Annotated in this window: 18 protein-coding genes and 5 tRNA genes; 11 read left to right on the forward strand and 12 right to left on the reverse strand. The window is 22.9% G+C overall.

The annotated features are described in order from the left end of the window. Positions 1–50: 50 nt before the first annotated feature. Positions 51–1,499, reverse strand: coding sequence for a metalloprotease TldD (gene tldD / locus UAT33_01875; GenBank protein ID XBC43686.1), 1,449 nt, complete (start codon positions 1,497–1,499; stop codon positions 51–53). 261 nt (positions 1,500–1,760) lie between these two features. Here tldD and aroQ point away from each other — a divergent pair, with 261 nt between their 5' ends. Further along, positions 1,761–2,222, forward strand: coding sequence for a type II 3-dehydroquinate dehydratase (gene aroQ / locus UAT33_01880; GenBank protein ID XBC43687.1), 462 nt, complete (start codon positions 1,761–1,763; stop codon positions 2,220–2,222). Positions 2,223–2,555: 333 nt separating this feature from the next. Here the strand turns inward: aroQ and rluD are convergent, their stop codons facing one another. Further along, the gene (gene rluD / locus UAT33_01885; GenBank protein ID XBC43688.1) at positions 2,556–3,524 is read right to left on the reverse strand and encodes a 23S rRNA pseudouridine(1911/1915/1917) synthase RluD; all 969 of its coding nucleotides are present in this window, start codon (positions 3,522–3,524) and stop codon (positions 2,556–2,558) included. Between the two features lie 406 nt (positions 3,525–3,930). Here rluD and alaS point away from each other — a divergent pair, with 406 nt between their 5' ends. From alaS to UAT33_01915, 6 genes are all read left to right on the forward strand, one after another. After that, positions 3,931–6,540, forward strand: coding sequence for an alanine--tRNA ligase (gene alaS / locus UAT33_01890; GenBank protein ID XBC43689.1), 2,610 nt, complete (start codon positions 3,931–3,933; stop codon positions 6,538–6,540). A gap of 156 nt (positions 6,541–6,696) precedes the next feature. Next, positions 6,697–6,882 (forward strand): carbon storage regulator CsrA, encoded by a 186-nt coding sequence (csrA, locus tag UAT33_01895; GenBank protein XBC43690.1) that lies wholly within the window; start codon positions 6,697–6,699, stop codon positions 6,880–6,882. A 230-nt stretch (positions 6,883–7,112) separates the two neighbouring features. Next, positions 7,113–7,199: transfer RNA gene (locus tag UAT33_01900), tRNA-Ser, on the forward strand. A 15-nt stretch (positions 7,200–7,214) separates the two neighbouring features. Next, positions 7,215–7,288, forward strand: a tRNA-Arg gene (locus tag UAT33_01905). Positions 7,289–7,432: 144 nt separating this feature from the next. After that, positions 7,433–8,983 carry a glutamate--cysteine ligase gene (gene gshA / locus UAT33_01910; protein ID XBC43691.1) on the forward strand — a complete coding sequence of 517 codons (1,551 nt, stop codon included), beginning with the start codon at positions 7,433–7,435 and terminating at the stop codon, positions 8,981–8,983. A 217-nt stretch (positions 8,984–9,200) separates the two neighbouring features. Then, positions 9,201–9,917 (forward strand): endonuclease, encoded by a 717-nt coding sequence (locus UAT33_01915; GenBank protein ID XBC43692.1) that lies wholly within the window; start codon positions 9,201–9,203, stop codon positions 9,915–9,917. Between the two features lie 145 nt (positions 9,918–10,062). Here UAT33_01915 and UAT33_01920 read toward each other — a convergent pair whose 3' ends face one another. From UAT33_01920 to UAT33_01945, 6 genes are all read right to left on the reverse strand, one after another. Continuing rightward, a complete protein-coding gene (locus UAT33_01920; GenBank protein XBC43693.1) occupies positions 10,063–10,659 on the reverse strand; it encodes a 5-formyltetrahydrofolate cyclo-ligase in 597 nt (198 codons plus the stop codon). A gap of 58 nt (positions 10,660–10,717) precedes the next feature. After that, complete coding sequence (gene zapA, locus UAT33_01925) at positions 10,718–11,005, reverse strand: cell division protein ZapA (protein XBC43694.1); 288 nt, start codon at positions 11,003–11,005, stop codon at positions 10,718–10,720. Positions 11,006–11,251: 246 nt separating this feature from the next. Continuing rightward, the gene (rpiA, locus tag UAT33_01930) at positions 11,252–11,920 is read right to left on the reverse strand and encodes a ribose-5-phosphate isomerase RpiA (protein ID XBC43695.1); all 669 of its coding nucleotides are present in this window, start codon (positions 11,918–11,920) and stop codon (positions 11,252–11,254) included. 173 nt (positions 11,921–12,093) lie between these two features. After that, positions 12,094–12,164, reverse strand: a tRNA-Gln gene (locus tag UAT33_01935). Between the two features lie 24 nt (positions 12,165–12,188). Continuing rightward, positions 12,189–12,270 (reverse strand) — tRNA-Leu (locus UAT33_01940). Positions 12,271–12,299: 29 nt separating this feature from the next. Beyond that, a tRNA-Met gene (locus UAT33_01945) sits at positions 12,300–12,373 on the reverse strand. Between the two features lie 205 nt (positions 12,374–12,578). Here UAT33_01945 and glnS point away from each other — a divergent pair. From glnS to eno, 3 genes are all read left to right on the forward strand, one after another. Beyond that, positions 12,579–14,270, forward strand: a complete 1,692-nt coding sequence (gene glnS / locus UAT33_01950; protein XBC43696.1) for a glutamine--tRNA ligase — start codon at positions 12,579–12,581, stop codon at positions 14,268–14,270. A gap of 361 nt (positions 14,271–14,631) precedes the next feature. Further along, positions 14,632–16,275 carry a CTP synthase gene (locus UAT33_01955; GenBank protein ID XBC43697.1) on the forward strand — a complete coding sequence of 548 codons (1,644 nt, stop codon included), beginning with the start codon at positions 14,632–14,634 and terminating at the stop codon, positions 16,273–16,275. Positions 16,276–16,329: 54 nt separating this feature from the next. Next, positions 16,330–17,601, forward strand: coding sequence for a phosphopyruvate hydratase (gene eno / locus UAT33_01960; GenBank protein ID XBC43698.1), 1,272 nt, complete (start codon positions 16,330–16,332; stop codon positions 17,599–17,601). A 162-nt stretch (positions 17,602–17,763) separates the two neighbouring features. Here the strand turns inward: eno and ispF are convergent, their stop codons facing one another. Genes ispF through UAT33_01975 form a run of 3 tightly spaced genes read right to left on the reverse strand, consistent with a single transcriptional unit; the run spans position 17,764 to position 19,283 of the window. Continuing rightward, a complete protein-coding gene (ispF, locus tag UAT33_01965) occupies positions 17,764–18,246 on the reverse strand; it encodes a 2-C-methyl-D-erythritol 2,4-cyclodiphosphate synthase (GenBank protein ID XBC43699.1) in 483 nt (160 codons plus the stop codon). Continuing rightward, on the reverse strand, positions 18,243–18,962 hold the full coding sequence (ispD, locus tag UAT33_01970) for a 2-C-methyl-D-erythritol 4-phosphate cytidylyltransferase (GenBank protein ID XBC43700.1): 720 nt from the start codon (positions 18,960–18,962) through the stop codon (positions 18,243–18,245). Before ispD ends, ispF begins: the two co-directional genes overlap by 4 nt. A 45-nt stretch (positions 18,963–19,007) precedes the next feature. Further along, entirely contained in the window at positions 19,008–19,283 is a 276-nt protein-coding gene (locus tag UAT33_01975; GenBank protein XBC43701.1) for a septum formation initiator family protein, read from the reverse strand. A gap of 2,725 nt (positions 19,284–22,008) precedes the next feature. On the opposite strand from UAT33_01975, the gene UAT33_01980 reads away from it, so the two are divergent. Further along, positions 22,009–22,929, forward strand: coding sequence for a 5'-3' exonuclease H3TH domain-containing protein (locus UAT33_01980; GenBank protein ID XBC43702.1), 921 nt, complete (start codon positions 22,009–22,011; stop codon positions 22,927–22,929). Positions 22,930–23,886: 957 nt separating this feature from the next. Here the strand turns inward: UAT33_01980 and yihA are convergent. Further along, a complete protein-coding gene (yihA, locus tag UAT33_01985) occupies positions 23,887–24,504 on the reverse strand; it encodes a ribosome biogenesis GTP-binding protein YihA/YsxC (protein XBC43703.1) in 618 nt (205 codons plus the stop codon). Positions 24,505–24,697: the final 193 nt, after the last annotated feature.

The raw sequence follows: 24,697 nt of genomic DNA on the forward strand, positions 1-24,697 counted from the left end.
AAAAACTTTATACATCAAAATTTATATAGTATTAAAACAAAATTAAACTACTATTTAGTACCCCCCACCGTAATACCGTTTAATTTTATTGTTGGTTGACCTACACCTACTGGAATGCTTTGTCCATTTTTTACACATGTTCCAATTCCTCCATCTATTGATAAATCATTTCCAACCATAGAAATTTCTTTCATTACTTTACTACCTGATCCAATTAACATTGCATTTTTTATAGAATCAGTAATTTCTCCATTTTTTATTAAATAAGCCTCAGCAGTAGAAAACACAAAATTTCCTGAAGTAATATCAACCTGTCCCCCGCTGAAATTCAAAGCATATATTCCATATTCTATGCTATTAATAATGTCTTTAGGAGTTGAATTTCCTGATAACATATATGTATTTGTCATACGAGGAAAAGGTAAATGAGCATATGATTCTCTTCTACCATTACCTGTCGTTTTAGTTCCCATTAAACGAGAATTAAATTTATCTTGAATATAACTTTTTAGAATCCCATTTTGTATCAATATATTATATTGACTTGGAACGCCTTCATCATCAACAGTTAAAGATCCCCTTTTATTTTTAATAGTCCCATCATCAACTATAGTACATAACTTTGAAGCAACTTGATGTCCAATTTTATTAGTAAACACTGATGTTCCTTGTCGATTAAAATCTCCTTCTAATCCATGACCAACTGCCTCATGCAGTAAAATTCCTGGCCAGCCAGGACCTAATACTACAGGAAACATTCCTGAAGGAGCATCTTTAGCAAATAAATTAACTAAAGCAATTCTTACCGCTTCTCTAGAATAATATTCTATAAAAGATACACCAGAAAAGTGATTTTTAAAGAAAAACGAATATCCATCTCGACTACCTCCTCCACTAAAACCACATTCTCGTTTTCCTTTATGTTCAACTATGACACTAACTGATAACCTAATTAAAGGACGAATATCAGCTGCTAAATTTCCATCCGTAGCAGAAACTAATATTTGACTATATTCACCGCTTAAAACTGCATTTACCTTAATAATGCGATGATCAATACTACGAGCAATAGAATTTACTTTATGAAGAATTTCTACTTTATATCTAGAATCAAAGTTTACCAATGGATTATCTAAAGTATACAAAGGTTTTCTTTTAATAATTTCAAAAGGTTTAATACAAATAGAATTATTTTTATTTAGAATACTACTTGCTAATCGCGAACTTTCTTTTAATGCATTTAATGTAATACTATTTGAATAAGAAAAACCAGTACTTTCTCCGGAAATAACTCTTACTCCAATTCCTTGATTAAGATGATAAAATCCTTCTTTAACAATATTATCTTCTAATATCCAGGACTCACTACAATTAGATTGAAAATAAAGATCAGAATAGTCCACTCTATTTTTTGAAATATCACTTAAAACTTTAAAAAGATCTTGATGAGTAATTTTATTTGAAGTTAATAAATACTCAGTAACTAAATCAAATGCCATTGCAGCTCACTTATTTTAAGTATAAAATATTTAAAATAAACTAAAAAATATATATAAATTAAATAATGTTACTAATAAGATATTTCATTAATTTACTTATGTATAAAGTATGATAAAATTATATCAGTATTGTTGATCGAACTTCAATTACAAAATATCAAAAACTAAACAATAAAAAAATAATTTTATTATTAATATAATATTATTTTAATAATATAATCATCAAACGTTTTATATTCTTGCTAAAGAGAGTTTAATAACATGAAATTTGATTTTAATGTTTTAATAATAAATGGCCCTAATTTAAACTTATTAGGAAAAAGAGAACCTAATATTTATGGAAATATTACATTAGTACAATTAGTAAATGAACTAATCGAGAAAGGAAAACTATTAAATACAAAAGTCCATCATATTCAATCTAATTCAGAAAGCACTTTAATTAATAAAATTCATAGCTCTAACGAAGAAATAGACTATATTATAATTAATCCAGGCGCTTTTACACATACTAGCATAGCATTACGAGATGCGTTAATTGGAATTGACATACCTTTTATAGAAGTTCATATTTCCAATATTTATGCACGCGAAAATTTTCGAGCACACTCATGGTTATCTGATGTTTCATCTGGAGTTCTTTGTGGATTAGGTTTAGACGGATACTATTGGGCTTTACAAACAGCTATAAATAGACTTAAAAATAAAAGAAAACAAAATTAGTCTCTAAAAATTATAACTATTACTACTAAATAATTTTTATAAATTACTATTGATACAAAACATCAACATCATTAAATTAGAAAATTTAATTGAAATAGCTACTCATAATAATATAAGGTATTATTTAAAATTATTTAAAACTATTCTATAAAATACCTTTTAATAAAAATATTTTAATCTAAAATATCAACTTTTATATATTAAATATTTTCGAAAATGTACAAAAATATGAAAATAAATAAAAAAACAATATTATTTGTTGCATTATTTAAAAAAATTACTATCACATAATAGTACTAAAAATAAATAGCATTTCATATATCTATATAATATCTAATTTTTGTTTGTATCGTCATTCACATTTAAACAGTTTAACAGATCTAAAATATCTTTTGGCAAAGTACTATTCCATTCCATCCATAATCCTGTTATTGGATGCTTTAAACGTAATTTGCTTGCATGTAATGCTTGCCTAGGAAAATTTTTAACTACTTTTAAGACATCTGAAGTAATTTTTTTATGAAATTTATATTTATTTCCATACATATTGTCTCCTACTAAGGGATGATTTATACTGAGCATGTGTACCCTAATTTGATGTGTACGTCCTGTTTCTAATTTAACCGCTAAATGAGTATAATGAAAAAAACGCTTTATAATTCTATAATGTGTGATAGCTGACTTTCCTGATATACTAGTAGTCATAACTACTCGTTTTATTGGATGTCGTTTAATACATCGATCGATAGTTCCACCTGAAATTATACGACCATGTACTATAGCTTCATATTTCCGAATAATGTTTTTAGATTTCATTAATTTAATTAAATTATTATAAGATATAACATTTTTTGCAATAACCATTAATCCAGTAGTATTTTTATCCAATCTATGTACAATCCCAGAGCGAGGAACGCTCAAAAATTTCTCATCCTTGTATAACAATGCATTTAATAAAGTTCCATCCTTATTTCCTGCCCCAGGATGAACAACTAAATTAGATTGCTTATTAATAACTAAAATATCATTATCTTCGTAAACAACATTTAAATGAATATTTTGTGCATTATAAAACTGGTCATTACTTTTAATAACATTAATAGTAATCAAATCACCGCATGACACTTTGATACTAGGTTTGTTAAATGTTCTTCCATTAACATTGACTTGATGATTTAAAATCCAATTTTTTAAACAAGTTCGAGAATAATTATAAAATAATCGTGATAATACAATATCTAATCTTGTTTTTAACGAAAATATGTTAGGAACAACAAAAATAATATTTTTGGTATTTGTCATATAACAATCCCTGAAAACTATAATTACATATAAAATATGATCAAAATTATATTTTAATTACACTGATATTTAAAACTATTACATCAATAAAATTAATATCATCATTTTAAATTTTTATTATCATATAATAACAAACTATTTTATTCTTATATAATATTAATAATTATTAATTTTATATCCTTAATATGAAGACATCGATGTTTATTTAATAAAATTCATACATATATTAATGTTTATACTAATAATTAAATTAAATAATTAATCAAAAATTTGTATAAAATAAACTTACATTATTCTAAAATATTTTAATATTAACATATTTTAATTAAGTGTATATTTTAATAACTTTCAAAATATTTAATTTATAATTTAAAAAATGCAAAATATAACAAATGAAATAAGAAAAATGTTTCTCCAATTTTTCAAAGAAAAAAATCATATTATTCTCCCAGGTAGCTCACTAATCTCTTCAGATGATTCTTCATTACTATTTACTAATGCTGGAATGAATCAATTTAAAGATTTATTTATAAAAGAAAACCATAATTTTAAATATTCTCGAGTTGCTACAACCCAAAATTGTTTGCGAACAGGAGGAAAACATAATGATTTTGAAAATGTAGGATATACATCTAAACATCATACATTGTTTGAAATGTTAGGAAATTTTAGTTTTGGAGATTATTTTAAATTAGAAGCTATTACATATGCTTGGGAACTTCTTACATCAAAAACATGGCTAAATTTATCTAAAGAAAAATTATGGATTACTGTTTACAAATATGATTCAGAATCATATAACATATGGAGAAATATCATCAACGTAAAAGAAGAAAAAATTATCAAAATAGGTGATAAAAAAAATCATAAATATACTTCAGATAATTTCTGGCAAATGGGAGATACAGGACCATGTGGGCCATCTACAGAAATTTTTTACGATAAAGGAGATCATTTGTTTGGACAACCTCCTGGAATCCATACAAATAATGGAGAACGATTTGTTGAAATTTGGAATATTGTATTTATGCAATTTAATAAGGTAAATAATAATAAAATAGTAAAACTATCTAGACCTTCAGTAGATACAGGTATGGGATTAGAACGTATTTCGGCAATTATGCAAAAAGTAGTTTCTAACTATGAGATTGATTTATTTCAACCATTAATAAATTTAATTATTAAAATGAGTACTGTTCACAACTTAAATTATAAACATATATATGTTATTGCAGATCATATTCGATCTAGTTCTTTTATCATATCTGAAAATGTTTTTCCTTCTAATGAAAAACATGGTTATGTTCTAAGAAGAATCATTAGACGAGCTATTCGGCACGGACATCATATTGGGATAAAAGGATTGTTTCTACATAAACTAATTCCTACTTTAATACATTCTATAGGAACACATGCATACATTTTGAAAAAAAAACAAAAACAAATCGAAGATGTATTAAAATTGGAAGAAAGTAAATTTATTAATACTTTAGAAAAAGGATTAAAACTACTTGAAACAGAAATAAAAAATATTAAAAATAACATTCTTAACGGAAAATTGGCATTTGAATTGTATGATACATTTGGATTTCCTATAGACCTAACTATAGATATTTGCCGTGAAAAAAACATCGTTTTAGATATTAAAGAATTTGAAGACTGCATGAAACATCAACAAAAAGCAACAAAATACACACAATTTTATAAAAAAAATAATCCAAATACTAACATATCTATAAACAATAATATATCATCTAAATTTATAGGTTATAACACTATAAAAACACAATCACACATTATCGATATAATCTATAATAATGCTCATAGTACAATTATTTCAAAAAATGAATTAGGAATAATAATATTAAAAGACACTCCTTTTTATGCAGAACAAGGAGGCCAAATAGGTGATACTGGAGTTATTTATAACGCTAATGGAAAATTTTTAGTACATGATACTAAAAAATACGGACACCTAATCGGACATATAGGACAGGTAGAATCAGGTTATCTTAATATTAATAATATAGTTAATGCTGAAATTAACTATAATAGAAGATTGCTTATTCAATCTAATCATTCTGCTACTCATTTATTACATTCATCACTGCGAAAAATACTAGGAAATCATGTTTTTCAAAAAGGTTCTTATATTACAGAACGTTTCTTACGATTTGATTTTTCTCATTATAATCATATAAATTTAAAAGATATACAGAACATTGAAAATATGGTTAATATGAAAATTAATCACAATATTTTAATTAAAACAAAAATTATGACTTTGAAAGAAGCAGAAAAAGAAAATGCCATATCTTTATTTCAAAATAAATATACCGAAACAGTTCGTGTTCTTTCAATTAATAATTTTTCAATTGAATTATGTGGAGGTACTCATACTAAAAGAACGGGAGATATTGGACTTTTTAAAATTATTACTGAAAAAAGTATATCATCTGGAACAAGAAGAATAGAAGCTGTGACTGGACAAATAGCTTTGTCTATTATTCATGAAAGAGAAAAAGAACTACAAGATATTGCTATTATGTTAAAAGCAAAAAATAAAAATATTAAAAATAGTATTCAAGTTCTTTTATTAAATAATAAAAAGTTAGAACGAAAAATAAACGAAATAAATGAAAAAGAAACATGTAATATAGTTAATATGTTAAGTAAAAATTATATATTTATTAAAAATGTAAAAATTGTTATAAATATATTTAAAAAACAAGATTCTAAAACACTAAAAAACATAATAGATAGACTTAAAAATAAATTGAAATCAGCCATTATTATATTCGCAAACGTCTTTGATAATCACGCAGTAATTATTATAGGAGTTACAGATAATATATCTAATATAATTTCTGCTAATAAATTACTAAAAATACTTTTAAAGAAATTACATGGAAAAGGTGGAGGAAAGACGTCTATAGCTGAAGGTGGAACAAAAAACTTAGATTTTCTAGAAAAAGAATTAATTAATATAAAACATTGGATTAATTCTAATTTATAAGAAATCTAATATTAATAAACGCTTTAAGATATATATAAAATAGTAAATTAACAACTAAAAACATGATATTTTAAAAGTTATATTTAGCCTAGTATTAGGAATAATACTAACAATTTGGATAAAGATTACACTCTTTTAAAAGTTTAAGGAAAATAAATGCTTATTCTAACTCGTCGAGTAGGAGAAACACTCATAATTGGTGATGAGATATCTGTAACAGTATTAGGTGTAAAAGGAAATCAGGTACGCATTGGTGTAAATGCTCCTAAAACGATTTCAGTACATCGTGAAGAAATATATCAGAGAATTCAAGCTGAAAAAAACCAAAAATCTAAGTGCTAAATATATCAGCATCTTGCTATTCTTTACTAAAGCAAGGTGCTGTAATTATTAATTTATTTCATACTTTATGTTTTAAAATTTAAAATATCACTTAAATATCATTATTTATAATACATAAAATATTTTTAAATTACTATACAATATAAAATCAATATGATAATCTAATCCAAGTTATAATTTAAATTATAAATACTATTTTATAAAATATTTATAGAGTATAAAACGTGTTAGGTGAGATGGCCGAGAGGTTTAAGGCACTCCCCTGCTAAGGGAGTATGTGATTTGTCGCATCGAGAGTTCGAATCTCTCTCTCACCGAAGTAAATGATATTAGCATCCGTAGCTCAGTTGGATAGAGCACTCGGCTACGAACCGAGAGGTTGGAGGTTCAAATCCTTCCGGATGCACAAATTATAACATTTTAGCCTTTCTAGTAAAATCCAACTCGCGTAAATCTTATACTTTGTTAACTAAATTTGCTTACAAAATTATTACTATAAAATATTATAATTTATTTTTAATATCACTTACATTTATTATAAGGAGATCATTTGATTCCGAAAATATCACATAAAATCCACTGGTTAAAATCTAATTCTAATATTTCAAAAAATATATTAAGAGGAATTGAACGAGAAACTTTACGTGTAAATATCAATGGAGAGATTTCTAAACACGATCATCCTTATTCTATGGGTTCAGCTTTAACTCATAAATGGATTACAACTGATTTTTCTGAATCACTATTAGAATTTATTACTCCTCCTACCAATGATTTAAATTACTTACTTAAAATTTTACGAGATATTCATAGATTTTCTAGCAAAAATATAAAGACAGAATATCTATGGCCTTTTAGCATTCCACCAAAAATTAATTCAAATAGTTCTATAACCTTAGCAAAATATGGAACATCTCATATTGGAAAAATGAAAACACTCTATAGGAAAGGACTAAAAAATAGATACGGCACATTAATGAATATTATTTCTGGAGTGCACTATAATTTTTCACTACCAATTACATTTTGGAAAGAATGGAAAAAAAATAATAAAATTATTAAAAAAAATTTTATTTCTAATGGATATTTATGTTTAATTAGAAATTTCTATCGATTTGGATGGATAATTCCTTATTTATTTGGAGCTTCTCCTGCGATCGATTCATCTTTTATAAAAAATAAAAATATTAATTTAAAATTTTACCGTAAAAATAAAACATTATATTTACCATGGTCTACTTCTTTAAGATTAAGTAGTTTAGGACATACTAATGAGTCAATAAAAAATTTAAATCTAACATTTAACTCTTTAAATAGTTATTTATCATCACTTCAATATGGTATACACACATCATCTAAAAGGTTCGAAAAATTAGGGCTAGTAGATTGTTATGGAAATTTAAAACAGGTTAATACTAACATTTTACAAATAGAAAACGAATTATATACCTATATTCGACCTAAAATACAGCTAACATCTAATGATACTATGATAAATGCTTTAAAAAATAAAGGAATTCAATATATAGAAATACGATCATTAGATATTAATCCTTTTTCATGTATAGGAATCGAAAAAAATCAAATATTATTGTTAGATTTATTTTTAATTTGGTGTGTTATTGCTGATTCTCCTAAAGTAACTAATAAAGACCTTCAATATTATTCTAACAATTGGGAAAGAATTAGTCTTGAAGGAAGAAAACCAAAACAAACAGTATATATTAATACATACAATCAAAAAAGAACGGTAGAATCAGTAGGAAAATATTTAATAGAAAATTTTTTTCATATAGCAGAAATTTTAGATTATCATTTAAAAAATGATAATTACAAAAAAATTTGTCAATTAATGTTTACGTATTTTAATTGCACAGATTTAACTTATTCCAAACGAATTTTAGATAAATATATAAGCGAAGACATTAATCAAGTTGGAATGAAATTAGCTATAAAAAATAAGATAAAATTAAAACAAGAATTACTAGAAGAACTTAACGAAAATGATTTTATCAATGAAGTATATCGTTCTCATCTTATGCAAAAAAAAATAGAAGATGAAGATAAATTTAACTCATTACATTTTCCTTATTATAATTAAAACAATATATAACTAATATCAATTAACATTAAATTATATAATCATTGCTAATTTCTAATAAAGACATTAATTTTACTCTTTGAAACTTACAAAATACACGAATTAATGATGTTTAAAATATTAAATATAGGAAAATTATTACAATTTAAGTTATATTTATTATTTAATATTTAAACATATTTTGATAAAATATTATTTTTAAAACTATTAAAATAAAATGTTAATTAAAGCGTTTTTTATATTATTATCATCATTAACGTTATTACATTCAGAAAAAAATGAAACGTATAAACATAATTATAGAAATTTTTATCAAACTAAATTGTTAGCACAAAAAATTAATATTGATGCACCAAGTACTTTTTATTGCGGATGTAAAATATCATGGACTAAAAAGAAAGGTATTCCACAATTGCAATCTTGTGGTTATAAGATTCGAAAAAATACAAATAGAGCTCATCGAATAGAGTGGGAACATGTCGTTCCAGCATGGCAGTTTGGACATCTAAAACAATGTTGGAAAAAAGGAGGAAGAAAAAACTGTACTCATGATATGAACTATAAAAAAATAGAAACAGACCTTCATAATCTGCAACCTGTTATAGGAGAAGTAAATGCAGATAGAAGTAATTTTATGTATGGACAATTAGATAATAACAGTAAAAATCAATATGGACGCTGTTCAATGAAAATTGATTTTCATCGAAAAGTAGCAGAACCACCTGATATATCAAAAGGAATTATTGCAAGAACTTATTTTTATATGAATGAAACTTATAAATTAAACATTTCTCAAGAGCAAATAAAATTATTTAATATTTGGAATAAAAAATATCCAGTTAGTGTTTGGGAATGTAAGAGAGATAAATTAATTTTTAATATTCAAGGAAATCATAATCCTTATGTACATTCTTACTGTATTAAACAACGTTAAAAATATAATTACTCTTAATATTTAAAAGATATCATTATTAAAATATATAGAATGAATTATTTTAATAATCTAGCTAAATAATAGTAAAATATACCTTTTAAAATAAGTAAAACTAAGAATCCAATATTACTTATTTTATGTATTTTTAAAAAATATTTACATTCCATCTCCACAACTTATTAGGAGTTAAAATAACAGGTAATGGAGACTCCCAAGGACCAGGAGTTATTTCATTTGTTAATTGAAAACTATAAGCCAATCCAATTGGAAAAAACCCTTTATTTTTCCAATTATTTAAAATTCTATCATAAAATCCTCCACCCATTCCCAATCGATATCCAAATCTGTCAAATGCTACTAATGGAACAAAAATTATATCCATATCTTTATAAGATAAAACAACTTCTTTATTGATAACTGGCTCAAATATATTAAAATTATTCAATTTTAAACGAGTATTAGGATAATATTGAGCAAACAATAATGGAATATTAAAATCTTGACAAACGATAGGTAAAAAAACATTATATTTTTTTTTCCACAATTTCAAAATAAGTTCATTAGTACTAATTTCTCCATCAAAAGAAAAGAAAACTGCTATATTTTTAGATAAAGAAAAAATTTCATAGTAAAAAGCCATAATAGAAATATTAATGGATGCAATTTTTTGTTCGCTCAACGACAATTTCTTTCTTAGTTCTCTAAAATATGTCCTTTGAGCATTTCTTTTTATAAAAAACATAAAGTCATCTTATGTAAAACTAATAAAATATGTATTTATTTAATAAAGTATAAAACTTTCACTTTTTTTTAATTGTCTTTATTTTTTTTAATTTTGAAATAATCGCTTCTAATTTTAAAATGATTTTATTGATCTTTGCTTTTTCGTTTTCTAATTCATAAGATATATTTAATGCTGTTACAAATATCAATTGTTCTGTATTAGAAACTTTAGTTTTAACTTTTAAATCTTGTAGTCTTTGATTCAGATAACGAGCCGCAGTTTGTAAATCTTCACTACACTCATTGGGACAACTAACTTTTAATGATTTTCCAAAAATTTTTATATCTATATATTGTACAGACATTTTATTTATATAACCTAACTTTAAAATAATTAAATTTTGTAATAATATTTATTATATACCAGCAAAATAAAAATTATTATTTTAAATAATACAACTTACTATATGAATTACTTAAAATTTTGAAAAATCAAGTATATTATAAGATATCAATAAATTTAATAACTAAAAGACATAAAATAATTTTAAAATAAAATTATATATTACATACAATACTTAAATATTTTAATGTTTACTTATACGATCTTATTATATACTAACTTTCTTCATAACTACTACACCTGATTGTTTTCCAATCAAAGCAATATCTGCCGTTCGAGTTGCAAATAAACCTACACTAACTACTCCAGGAAAAGAATTAATTTTTTTTTCTATTTTTATTGGATCTAATATTTTAAAATCATAAACATCAATAATTAGATTTCCATTATCCGTAATAACATTTTTTCTAACTTTTGGTTTACCTCCTAATTTTTTCAATTTATTACATATATAAGACATAGCCATTGGTATTATTTCAATAGGTAATGGAAACGCTCCTAAAACTTTTACCAACTTTGATTCATCAGCGATGCAAACAAATTTTTCTGCTACAGAAGCAATAATTTTTTCTTTAGTTAACGCAGCACCTCCTCCTTTAATCATTTGAAACTGGAAATTAATTTCGTCTGCACTATCAATATATAATGTTAACGATTGTACATCATTTAAATTATATACAGGAATACCATATTTTTTTAAAAATAATGTAGAAGAATTAGAACTCGAAACAGCTCCATTAACTAAATTTTTAGTAGAACTTAATGCTTTAATTAAATATGATACAGTAGAACCTGTACCAATCCCAATTATTGTACCAGGACGAATATAGTCTAAAGCAGCTATTGCAACAGACTTTTTTAATTCATTTGAATTCATAAGATAAAACCTATACTAAATTTTATTATTTATAACAGTTTTATTTATTTTAAATTCTTATAACTATATATTTTATTTCTAAAAAACATATGATTTAATAGATAGGAAAACGCATTTTAGGTTTGATTAACGAAGAGTAATACCAAAAAAATTCAAATTTTTAATTTATTTTTCTGGGGTACCTGGATTTGAACCAGGGATGCCGGTATCAAAAACCGGTGCCTTACCTCTTGGCTATACCCCAAATATAAACTTACTATTTTTAAAATGCGGAAGGCGAGACTCGAACTCGCAAACCTAATGGTGCCAGAACCTAAATCTGGTGCGTCTACCAATTTCGCCACTTCCGCATTTTTAAAATTTTATTTAAATAACAATATAGCTACGACAGGAATTGAACCTGTGACCTCAGCGTTATGAGTGCTGTGCTCTATCCAACTGAGCTACGTAGCCAAAATATAAAATTATTTATGATTTAAATTATGCTGTGTTATACTAATAAAGTCAACACTGATTTATAATAAATTATAATTATAAAATTTACTCATAAAATCGTTAACATGAATTATATTACAATTATCTATTTATATAAATAATTTTATTTTCTTATATTTTTAAAAATATTTTTATTATTTTGAATTAATATCATGGACATAACATGAATAATAAAAACAAAAAAATGCGTAACTTCATCCAAAAAATAATTTTTCATGATTTGATGAGCAAAAAAATAAACAATGTTAAAACGCGATTTCCTCCTGAACCAAATGGTTATTTACATATAGGACATGCAAAATCTATATTCCTAAATTTTTATTTAGCTAAACAATTCCAAGGAACATTTAATCTTCGTTTTGATGATACTAATCCTAAAAAAGAAAATATTCATTATATTAAAAGTATTATTAAAGATATAAAATGGTTGAAATGCAGATGGGATAATGATGTCTTATATGCATCTTCATATTTTAAAATTATTTATAAATATGCTAAAGAACTGATTACGAAAAAATTAGCTTACGTTGATAGATTAACTAAAGAAGAAATACGAATATATAGAGGAACTTTAACTACTCCTGGAATCGATAGTCCATATCGAACACAAACAGTTGAAGAGAACTTATTATTATTTAAAAAGATGAAAAATGGATTTTTTTCTGAAGGAGATGCATGCCTAAGAGCTAAAATTGATATGAAATCTCCTCTCATTGTAATGAGAGATCCTGTATTATATCGGATTCTATTTATTAAACATCATCAAACTAAAAAAAAATGGTGTATATATCCTACATATGACTTTGCTCACTGCATTTCTGATTCTCTAGAAAAAATTACACATTCTATCTGTACATTAGAATTTCAAGATAATCGGAAATTATATGAATGGATCTTAAGTAAGATCAGTGTTACTCATCATTCTCACCAATATGAATTTTCTAGACTAAAATTAGAATATTCCATATTGTCAAAAAGAAAACTGCAACTATTAATATCTAACAATATTGTCAATGGATGGGATGATCCTAGAATGCCAACAATTTCTGGATTAAGAAAACGAGGATATACACCTTCCTCTATAAAAAATTTTTGCGAAAAAATTGGAGTTACAAAACAAGAAAATATAATAGAATTATCTTTATTAGAATCTTGTATTCGAAATGATTTAAATTTAAATTCTCATAGATACATGGCAGTAATTAATCCAATACAAATATATATCTGTAATTTATCTGATGATTATGAAGAAATATTAACCGTTCCTAATCACCCTAATATTAGTGAAATGGGGACACATAAATCAATTTTTAGCAATAATATATATATAGATCGTTTCGACTTTTATGAAAATAATGCTATATTAAGTAAAAAGTTGACAATTGGAAAAGAAATCAGATTACGACATGCTTATACTATTAATGCAAAAAAAGTTATAAAAGATGATAATAATAATATAACTAGAATTATTTGTACATATGATAAAACTACGTTAGGAAAAAATCCTATTAACAAAAAAGTATCTGGAGTAATTCATTGGATTTCTAAAAAAAATGCACTACCTGCAACATTTAATTTATATGAAAAATTATTTTTACTAAAAGATCCTGAATCAGAATTAAATTTTTTAAAATATATTAATAAGAATTCATTAACTATTAAAAAAGGTTTTATAGAATCTGGAATATTAAATAATATTTCCAAAAATCACTTTCAATTTGAAAGGGAGGGATATTTTTGTATTGATAAAAACTATCATACTACAAATGAATTAACATTTAATAGAATAGTAACATTAAAAGATAATGTAAAAATTAATATTGACGACCAAAAAAAATTATTTAAAAAATCTTAAATTTATAAAATACTATATTATTTTAATAAAAAGACTTTTTAATATACCATAAACTATTTTATTCCATATCAATAATTGAAAATCTAGTATTAAATCATATATTTAGATATTTTAATTAATTTTATTTTATTCATGAAAAATAAATATTACGTAATTTATTAAATATTTTAAACACATTATAAGGTATGGTAACTCATAAAACAACTAATATTACAAATAATACAATAACTAGTAAAATTTATTTTAAATAAAATTACTATATAATCCAACCAAAAAATAAAGTTTATAACATAAATTTTAAAAAACTATATTATTATTTTTAATGATCTTGTTTAATATTTCATTTAAAATTTGGCTAAACATGACAACACATTATGTTTTTATAACCGGGGGTGTAGTATCATCTCTCGGAAAAGGCATTACAACAGCGTCTTTAGCTGCTATTCTGGAAGCAAGAAATCTTAATGTAACCATTATAAAATTAGATCCATATATTAATGTAGATCCAGGTACTATTAGTCCAATCCAGCATGGAGAAGTCTTCGTTACTGAAGATGGAGCAGAAACAGACTTAGATTTAGGACATTATGAACGATTCATTCGAAATAAAATGACTCGTTATAATAACTTTACTACTGGTAGTATTTACTCCGAAGTACTACAAAGAGAAAGAAATGGAGATTACCTTGGTTCTACCATTCAAGTTATTCCTCATATTACTAATGCTATTAAAAATAGAATTTTTTCATGTTCTAAGAACAAAGATATCATTTTTGTAGAAGTTGGAGGCACTGTAGGCGATATAGAATCATTACCGTTTTTAGAAGCAATTCGCCAAATGGCTGTAGATGTAGGGAAAAAAAATGTTATGTACATTCATTTAACTTTAATTCCTTATATATCTGTCACAGAAGAAATTAAAACAAAACCGACGCAACATTCGGTAAAAGAATTGTTATCGATTGGAATACAACCAGATATATTAATCTGTCGATCAGAAAAAACGATCTCAATTACTGAGCGAAAAAAAATTTCCTTGTTTTGCAATGTTTCAGAAAAGTCAGTTATTTCATTAAAAGATGTTAAATCTATTTACACTATTCCTAAATTATTAAACATACAAAAAGTGGACAATTTAATTTGTAATCATTTTAGATTATACGCACCTAAAGCTGATTTATCAGAATGGGAGCAAGTCATACATAATGAATGTAATTCTAAACAAACAGTAACTATTGGAATTATTGGAAAATACATTGAGTTGCCAGATGCTTATAAGTCAGTTATAGAAGCATTAAAGCATGGTGGATTACAAAATAAAACAATAATTGATATAAAATTAATTAATTCTAAAAATATTAATAAATCAAATGTTAATTTATTAAAACTTCTTCACGGAATTTTAATTCCTGGTGGATTTGGAAAAGCAGGAATAAATGGGAAAATAATCTCTGTAAAATATGCCAGAGAAAAAAATGTTCCATTTTTTGGAATTTGTTTGGGAATGCAAGTTGCATTAATAGAATTTGCTAGAAACGTTGTAGGTTTAAAAGAAGCTAACTCAACAGAGTTTTCACCACAATGCAAATATCCTGTTATTTCATTAATACAAGAACAAAAAAAAATATTAATCCATAATAAAATCAAAAAAAATACGAAACATTTAATAGGAAGAATGAGACTAGGAAGCCAAACATGCTATTTAAAAAATAATAGTTTATCTAAAAAGTTATACGGAACTGATACTATATCAGAACGACATAGACATCGATATGAAGTAAACAATAATTTCTTAAAAAAAATAGAAGAACATGGATTACGCGTTACAGGGCTATCTGAAAATAACAAATTAGTAGAAATTCTAGAATTATCTAATCATATATGGTTTCTTGCTTGTCAATTTCATCCAGAATTTACATCAACACCTAGAGATGGACATCCATTATTTTCTAGTTTTGTCAAAGCTGCTTTGAAATACAAACAAAAATATAAAATTAATCATTAAATTTAAATTATACCTAACATAAAAAATATATTAACATAATAGGAAAATCAATTTATGTCTAAAATCAAAAAAATAATCGCTAGAGAAATAATAGATTCCAGAGGATTCCCTACTATTGAATCTGAAGTTCATTTAAAAGGAGGATGTATAGGATTAGCATCTTCTCCTTCTGGTTCTTCAATAGGATCTAAAGAAGCATTAGAATTACGTGATAATGATAAATCACGATTTTTTGGAAAAGGAGTAACTCAATCTGTTAAATTAATTAACAATATTATATCTAAAAAATTAAAAAATCAAGATGCTACTGATCAAAAAACTATTGACGATATTATGTGTCAATTAGATGGAACAGATAATAAATCTAAATTAGGATCAAATACCATTTTATCTATTTCACTAGCAACAGCACGAGCAGCATCAGCATATAAAGGTATACCTTTATATCAACATATTGCTGAATTAAACGAAACTCCAAAAAAATTTTCTATACCTATTCCTATGATAAACGTCATAAACGGGGGAAAACACGCAAATAATAATATTGATATACAAGAATTTATGATACAACCAATTAGTGCTCATACTATTAAAGATGGTATTAGAATGGGATCAGAAATATTCCATATGTTAGGAGAAATTTTAAAAAAACAAAAATTAAGTACAGCTGTTGGAGATGAAGGTGGATATGCTCCAAATTTAGAATCAAATGAATTAGCGCTAGAAATTATTAAAGAAGCTACTGAAAAATCTGGATACATATTAGGAAAAGATATTACTTTCGCTTTAGATTGTGCTGCTTCTGAATTATACGATGAAAATACAAAACAATACAAATTAATTGGAGAAAAAAAAGATTTTACATCAAAAGAATTTACTCATTATTTAGAACAACTAATCAAAAAATATCCCATAGATTCTATAGAAGATGGTCAAGACGAATCAGATTGGAATGGATTTTTATATCAAACACAAATATTAGGAAAAAAAATCCAATTAGTAGGAGATGACTTATTTGCAACTAATGAAAAATTATTAAAAAAAGGAATTAAAAAAGGAATAGCTAATGCTATTTTAATTAAATTAAATCAAATTGGAACATTAAGCGAAACACTGAAAACCATAAAAATAGCAAAGGAAGCAAATTATACTACAATTATTTCTCATAGATCAGGAGAGACAGAAGATACTTTTATATCTGATTTATCTGTAGGAACAACTTCTGATAAAATTAAAACTGGTTCTATGAGTAGATCCGAACGCACTTCTAAATATAATCAATTGATAAGAATTGAGGAAAATCTAAAAAAATACAACTTTATTTAAGTTGCAAACTAAAAGTGATTTTTAAATTTTTAGTTACTTAAAATATAAAATAGCAGGAGAGTAGTTTTAATTGAAACAAATTACTTCTGCTATTCGCTAATTTATTGCCTATATATATCGAAAATAAAACATTATTTTAAATTCATTTTCCTAAACTTTATATTATAATTTATTGAAATTACTTAACATAACAATAGATTCACATGCTATACCTTCTTTTCTTCCAACAAAACCTAACTTCTCAGTAGTAGTAAATTTAACACTTACATTGTCAATAGAAGTAACTAAATCCATAGCAACATTTTTTCTCATCTCATTTCTATATACTAACATTTTTGGAAGTTCTGCAATAACTGTTGTATCAATATTGGATAAAATACATCCTAATTTCAAAATTTTCTTCCATATTTTTCTTAATAAAATTCGACTACTAATATTTCTATATTTTATATCAGTATTAGAAAAAAATGAACCAATATCTCCCAATGCAGTAGCGCCCATTAACGCATCAATAATAGTATGCATAACAATATCACCATCAGAATGTGCAATTAAACCACATTCATAAGGAATTACTACTCCTCCAATAATTAATGGCTTAGTACTACCAAATGCATGCACATCAAAACCATGTCCTATTCTCATATGTTTATTTTCTTACAAAATTTATTTTTTAAATAAAAATTAACAAAAGAAATATCTTCTGGATAAGTGATCTTAATATTATTGTTACTTCCTTTTATCAATTTTGGATAATACCCACAATATTCCATAACTGATGCTTCATCAGTTATATTTATTCCTTCTTTTATTGCTTTTTTTAAGCAAACTAGCAACAACTTTATAGGAAAACATTGAGGAGTCAATGCATTCCATAAATTATTACGATTAACAGTACAAAAAACATTAGAATTATCTATACTATATTTAATAGTATTACTTATTGGTGTAGCTAATATTCCTCCTATTTTACTGGTATATACTAAAGATATAATTTTATTTAAATCATTAAAGTTTAAACATGGTCTTACAGCATCATGAATTACAACCCAATCTGCATTTTTGACTATTAATAAACCGGATAGTACAGAGCAAAAACGAAATTTACCTCCAATTACAGAAAATACTCGAGGATGAGATGAAATAGATAATTTTTTAAAAAAAGCATCTCGCTTATTTAAAACGACTATTACTTTTTTTATATTAGAATGCGCTAATAATAATTTTATACTATGTTCTAAAATAGTATACCCTCTTACCTTTATATATTGTTTGGGTATTTTTAAAAGCATTCTACTTCCAATTCCAGCTGCAGGAACAATAGCAACAATATTAGTACGCAAATAATTAATAGTACTCATAAAATAATTTGTAAACTTTTAATATATTATTTAATATGACTAATATTATGGATTAATGACAATTCTATAAAAACTTTCTCCTTTTTTAATCATTCCTAAATTACTTCTTGCATATTCTTCTATTAATTCATTACTAACATCCCAATTTTTTATTTCTGACAATAACTTTGTATTTTGTTCTGTAAGATAAAAAATGTTTAATTTTTTTTGAGAAATATTTCTATATAATTGCACATATTCATATAAACCATTTTTTCCTATAAAGAAACTTATTTGCAAAAAAAATAATAATATGAATAAACCTATTTTTATAACTGTCATATACGCTCTAAAATTATTATCAATTATGAAATTAATAATATTTCTTATAAAATTTAATTTTGAACTTTAAATATAAACGAAATTAATTTTTAAAATATACGATATGTTTTATACTAATCTAATTTATATATTTATACATATCTAATAAATTTAAATAATTACAATTATATAATAATAATATATAAATTTATTCTAAATAACTCTCCAAATACTTTATTTGTATTTTATAACATAAATATTAATTTAATAATATTTACAAATATAACTAATACTAATAACTTAAGATTTATTATTTATCTAATTAAATACTTATTACAAAGCATACTGTACTATAAATAAATAACATTATTTATATTAATTTATATTAAAATACCTTTTTTATTTATAAGATATTTAACATCAACAATTTAAAATCTAAAATTCACTATTTAAATGATAAAAATTTTACCCTTACAAATATTTTATTATTCTATGAATAAAACTTTTAAATATTTTAAAACAAAGCTTAAACCTATATTTTGTATATTACATTGGTTATTTAATACAAATATAAAATTAGTTTTAATAATTGCTAAAAATAAATATAATATTTTTGTTTATTATTAAAAGATAGAATTTCTATTTGTAAAATATGTATATATGAAATTATATTTAATGATCAAATAAATAAAAAGTAAATTAAATTTATTAAATATTAAATTATTAACTATATAATTATTAAAATTTATAAGATAAAATATTAAAATAACAATTTAATAAAATAAGTTTATTTTATATAAAATTACTGATTCTACTTGTATTAACATATAAAAAAATAACATTTCAAATTTTATTTTTTTAAATTGACAAAAAAAGAGATAATATATTTTAAAAAGTAAATAATTCTATTAATCAATATGAAACGTAAAATTTTTCCAAAAAATAAGATTTTAAATAACTTATAAATTAAACTGTTAAATTTTAAAAATAATAAAATTATTATATTTAGTATTATAATAAATCTAAATATATATTTTAAAATCTTTAAATATCTTATTTAAAATTAAAATATAATTAAATATTACTTTTCATTATCTTAATTATACCATTTAAATACAAAATACTAAATTCAATACAAGAAAATAGTTTATAAAGTAAAATACAATAACAAACTTTATAAATTTTAATGTTAGCTAAACTTTAATTACTTTTTATTTAATAATAAAATGTTACAAAACGTTTAAAAATCTTAACGACTTATTTAAAGTATTAGAAGCTAATATACAAATAAAAATATTTTTAAAATATAAGATACTATTTTAAAAGCAAAGTTTTAATATTTATACGTTAAATTTATTACTAAACTAATTTAAAAAATTTATCATATAAAATTTCTTTAATCTTTAATACTTATTTTAAAACTCTAATCATAATATCATACTTTAATGTTTCTTAAATAGAACACATTCATAATATTTTAAAAATTATTTAAGAATATGATTTTTAATAACTAATCCGATACATGTTTTATCGATTTACATATAATAATATAAAACTTTTGACGATATTTTAATACATCTAAAGTATTCAATTAAAATTTGTTTTTCTTTTAAATATAATATTTTAAATAATAAAAATATTATATTAATAATACACATATACATTAATAAGCCTTAACAAATTAAGGTAAATTATTTTGCTTTAGTATATATGAATTTAAAAAACCAAATTGTATTAACTTAATTTATTACACACGTTACAAAAGTTAAATTTATATAAAAATTAATATCTAATACACCCTATTTTAAAATACATAAAATTTTTAAAACATTTTTTAAAATTAGCAATATTTTAAAATTTATTTGATATTTCAAAAATAGAAATTAACGAGTAAAATATTTCAAACTGCCAAATATTTTAAATGTATATTTAAAGTAATATTTGAAATATCCGATAGTTTAAAGTAAACAAATAACTCTAATAAATTGTTTTATACTTGTTTAATAAAATTTATATATATTACCTACTATTCTAATATAATTATTTTGGCAATTTTTTATTAATTAATGTTGTAGCTCATACTTCTTAATATCTATTATAAAATGTTACTATATACTTTCCTAAATTAACTATTTTCAAATAAAGATATAGAAACTCTACAAATTTTCTACTATTTAAATTTTAAATTTATTCAAATAACCTTTCTTAATATAAGAAATATTTACAAAAATAAAATATATTTTACATTATCGTGAAATAATCCATAAAATTACTAACTCTAAAACACTACATATTTTATAATAATATTGTTTTATAAACCAACGTATTTTTAATCACTAAAACTAAATTAAAATAACCTTCTATCTATAAAATTTGCTTAATTAAAATATTTTTCAATGATAAAATACAATTCCTATATATAAAAAAAATAAAAATATTTAATTTCTTAAAATAATTTCATGGCTACATTTGTACTATATAATTAAAATATAGTTTTAAGTATCATATATTTAAATCACATACTTTAATTCATGAAAAGTATATTATAAACAATAAAATATAGATAATATATCAAAGAAAATCGTATTAAAAGTACATTAAAATTATAAAATATTTGCTTAAAAATAATAATAAATATTAATTATAAAAGTTATCATCGTTGTCTTATTTTTAATAAAGACATATAAATAATACAAAAATCTGAAACACATCTTAAAACATGCTAATAAACTAAGTGAACGTACTCATGACTAACAATCAGAAAGATATTAATTATTTATTAATAGATGGCACTTCTTATCTTTATCGATCATATTATTCTTTTCCTTTTCTCAATAATAAAATTGGAATACCATCTGGAGCTATATATGGTGTAATAAATATGCTTAATAAACTATTATTTAAATATCCTAAAACCCAAATAATTATAGTTTTCGATTCTCCATTTAAAACTTTTAGACATAAACTATTTAAATTTTATAAATCAAATAGACCAATTATGCCGATTAAACTACAAGTTCAAATTAAACCATTACATCAAATAATAAAAATGATGGGATTTCCAATTGTATTAATACCTCATTTTGAAGCTGATGATATTATAGGAACATTATCATGTGAAGCAAATAACAATAATAAATTTACTTTAATTAGTACTAATGATAAAGATTTAGCTCAATTAGTTAACACTAATATCAATATATTAGAAAATAAATCTAACAAAATTTTAGGAAAAAAAGAAATAATAAGTAAATATGGAATTACTCCAGAATTAATTCCTGATTTACTTGGATTAATGGGGGATAAATCAGATAACATTCCAGGAGTCCCAAAAATAGGAAAAAAAATAGCACTATTCTTATTAAGAGAGTTTAAATCCCTAAAAAATATATACAAAAATATTGAAAAAATACCTAAATGCTTATTTAGAGGAGCAAAAAATATAACTGAATCATTAATAAAAAACGAAAGTTTAGCATTTCTTTCAAAAAATTTAGCTACGATAAAAACTGATATACTAACAAATATATCAATAAACAAACTAAAAATGTCTAAACCGTCTATATATAGACTATCTCATTTATTTAAATATTACGAATTTCATAACTGGTCAAAATTACTAGAAAAAGGAAAATGGACGATTCATGAAAACTATCTAAAAAAATAAATTAAAATTTCACACGTTAATAAAAAAATTTAAAAATTTTTACTTTATTTTTTAAGTATTAAAATAAATCAAAAAGTATATTATATAAATATTAAAAATAATTTTTAAATACATTTAAACAATTCTATTTACTTATTATCAAAACTATTTAGAACAAACACATTAATAAAATTAATAGAAATTATATTATTTTATCTAAAAATGTTTTAAGATAAAGCAATAAAATAAAATATCATATCAATGATATATAAAATGTTTTAAAATGCGCAATGTTATTATATTATAATATTAATATAAAATTATATTAAAATTTTATATATTGAATAATATACTTAAAAGTTGAGACTATTTATCAATATAAAAATCAAGTTTAAGTTACTATTTAATAGTAAATTTTAAGAATTATTTATTTAAAATTTTATGGTAATTTTATTAAGAATACCAAAAAAATTATCATAAAATTATACATTACCAAAAATAATTTTAAAATAAAAATCTCTATATGTTAAAACTACATATTTTAACAAGGTTTAAATAATAAATTACAATAGATAATTAAACTATTTATTTTTATAATTAAAAATATACAATGTTTAAATATATTTAAATAAAAATAAAATGTATATCTTATTGTATATCAAGAATTTAATATCTCTACTAATAATATTAACTATTATAAACTAAACCATATCAAAATAATCAATTTTTCTATTATTTATAAAATTTTTAGGATTATCTAGAACAATCAAAATATAACTTCAAATTAAATTAAAACGATATTTTTATATAAAACATAAAAATAATTTTATAAATTTATAACAAATTAATATTTTAAATAGAAAATTAATAAAAATATTTTATACGATAAATATATTTTAGAAACATAAAAGATTAAACATTTATTTGACAAATAACATCAAAAAATAAATCTGGATTAGAAATAAATTAGTTCTAAAATTATGTATGATAATGTTTCTTACACATCCAATTGTCTAACTGATTTTTCAAAATACGAACTCCAATTTTCTTGAATGATGAAAATAATTCTACTTGTATGTTATGTAACATAACCAACTTATCTTGACGTATAATGTTCAATTGTTTTTTTTGTTTAAGAAAAGATATTTTATCAGCTTTACTTAGTAAAATTAATATTGGAATATTATATGACTGTGCCAAACTTACCACTAATTTATCTAAATACTTAATAGTAGAGTTTCGAATATCCATTAATAAAACTAATCCTCGTAAACATTTTTGAATTTTTAAATATTTAAATACCATATTTTTTAAATTAAACTTAACTTTTTCCGGAACTTTAGAATAGCCATAACCAGGTAAATCTACTAAACGTATTTCAGGAGAAACCTCAAAAACATTGATTAATTGTGTCCTCCCTGGAATTTTACTAACTCTAGATAACTTTTTTTGATTAGTTACAATATTAATTACTGTAGACTTTCCAGAATTAGAATACCCGATAAAGGCGACTTCAGAACCAAATTCATACTTTTCTACTTCTATGTTAGCAATACTTTTTAAGAAAGTAGTATTATAATATTTTTTTTTAAACAAAATAAAGTTCTCAATAATATATACTATAAAATTAACTATTTTAAAATAATTATTAACGAAATAAAAGAAGTGTATTATAAATTATAAAGTAATTATTTATGTTACTGCTTTAAATTTATGCTATCTAGCATAAATTATTATAAAAAATTATATATTTTAAAGCATTTTAATTTAAAATATACAATTAAATTAT

It is taken from the genome of Buchnera aphidicola (Floraphis choui) (genome assembly GCA_039830045.1).
Taxonomy (GTDB): Bacteria; Pseudomonadota; Gammaproteobacteria; order Enterobacterales; family Enterobacteriaceae; genus Buchnera_B; species Buchnera_B aphidicola_AX.

What these genes read in the sequence shown, in the direction of transcription:
- rluD (XBC43688.1), bottom strand. Translation starts at nt 3,524, where the DNA reads ATGACAAATACCAAAAATATTATTTTTGTTGTTCCTAACATATTTTCG.
- ispF (XBC43699.1), bottom strand. Translation starts at nt 18,246, where the DNA reads ATGAGAATAGGACATGGTTTTGATGTGCATGCATTTGGTAGTACTAAG.
- eno (XBC43698.1), top strand. Translation starts at nt 16,330, where the DNA reads ATGTCTAAAATCAAAAAAATAATCGCTAGAGAAATAATAGATTCCAGA.
- zapA (XBC43694.1), bottom strand. Translation starts at nt 11,005, where the DNA reads ATGTCTGTACAATATATAGATATAAAAATTTTTGGAAAATCATTAAAA.
- UAT33_01980 (XBC43702.1), top strand. Translation starts at nt 22,009, where the DNA reads ATGACTAACAATCAGAAAGATATTAATTATTTATTAATAGATGGCACT.
- glnS (XBC43696.1), top strand. Translation starts at nt 12,579, where the DNA reads ATGAATAATAAAAACAAAAAAATGCGTAACTTCATCCAAAAAATAATT.
- rpiA (XBC43695.1), bottom strand. Translation starts at nt 11,920, where the DNA reads ATGAATTCAAATGAATTAAAAAAGTCTGTTGCAATAGCTGCTTTAGAC.
- csrA (XBC43690.1), top strand. Translation starts at nt 6,697, where the DNA reads ATGCTTATTCTAACTCGTCGAGTAGGAGAAACACTCATAATTGGTGAT.
- UAT33_01955 (XBC43697.1), top strand. Translation starts at nt 14,632, where the DNA reads ATGACAACACATTATGTTTTTATAACCGGGGGTGTAGTATCATCTCTC.
- UAT33_01920 (XBC43693.1), bottom strand. Translation starts at nt 10,659, where the DNA reads ATGTTTTTTATAAAAAGAAATGCTCAAAGGACATATTTTAGAGAACTA.
- aroQ (XBC43687.1), top strand. Translation starts at nt 1,761, where the DNA reads ATGAAATTTGATTTTAATGTTTTAATAATAAATGGCCCTAATTTAAAC.
- UAT33_01915 (XBC43692.1), top strand. Translation starts at nt 9,201, where the DNA reads ATGTTAATTAAAGCGTTTTTTATATTATTATCATCATTAACGTTATTA.
- alaS (XBC43689.1), top strand. Translation starts at nt 3,931, where the DNA reads ATGTTTCTCCAATTTTTCAAAGAAAAAAATCATATTATTCTCCCAGGT.
- tldD (XBC43686.1), bottom strand. Translation starts at nt 1,499, where the DNA reads ATGGCATTTGATTTAGTTACTGAGTATTTATTAACTTCAAATAAAATT.
- UAT33_01975 (XBC43701.1), bottom strand. Translation starts at nt 19,283, where the DNA reads ATGACAGTTATAAAAATAGGTTTATTCATATTATTATTTTTTTTGCAA.
- ispD (XBC43700.1), bottom strand. Translation starts at nt 18,962, where the DNA reads ATGAGTACTATTAATTATTTGCGTACTAATATTGTTGCTATTGTTCCT.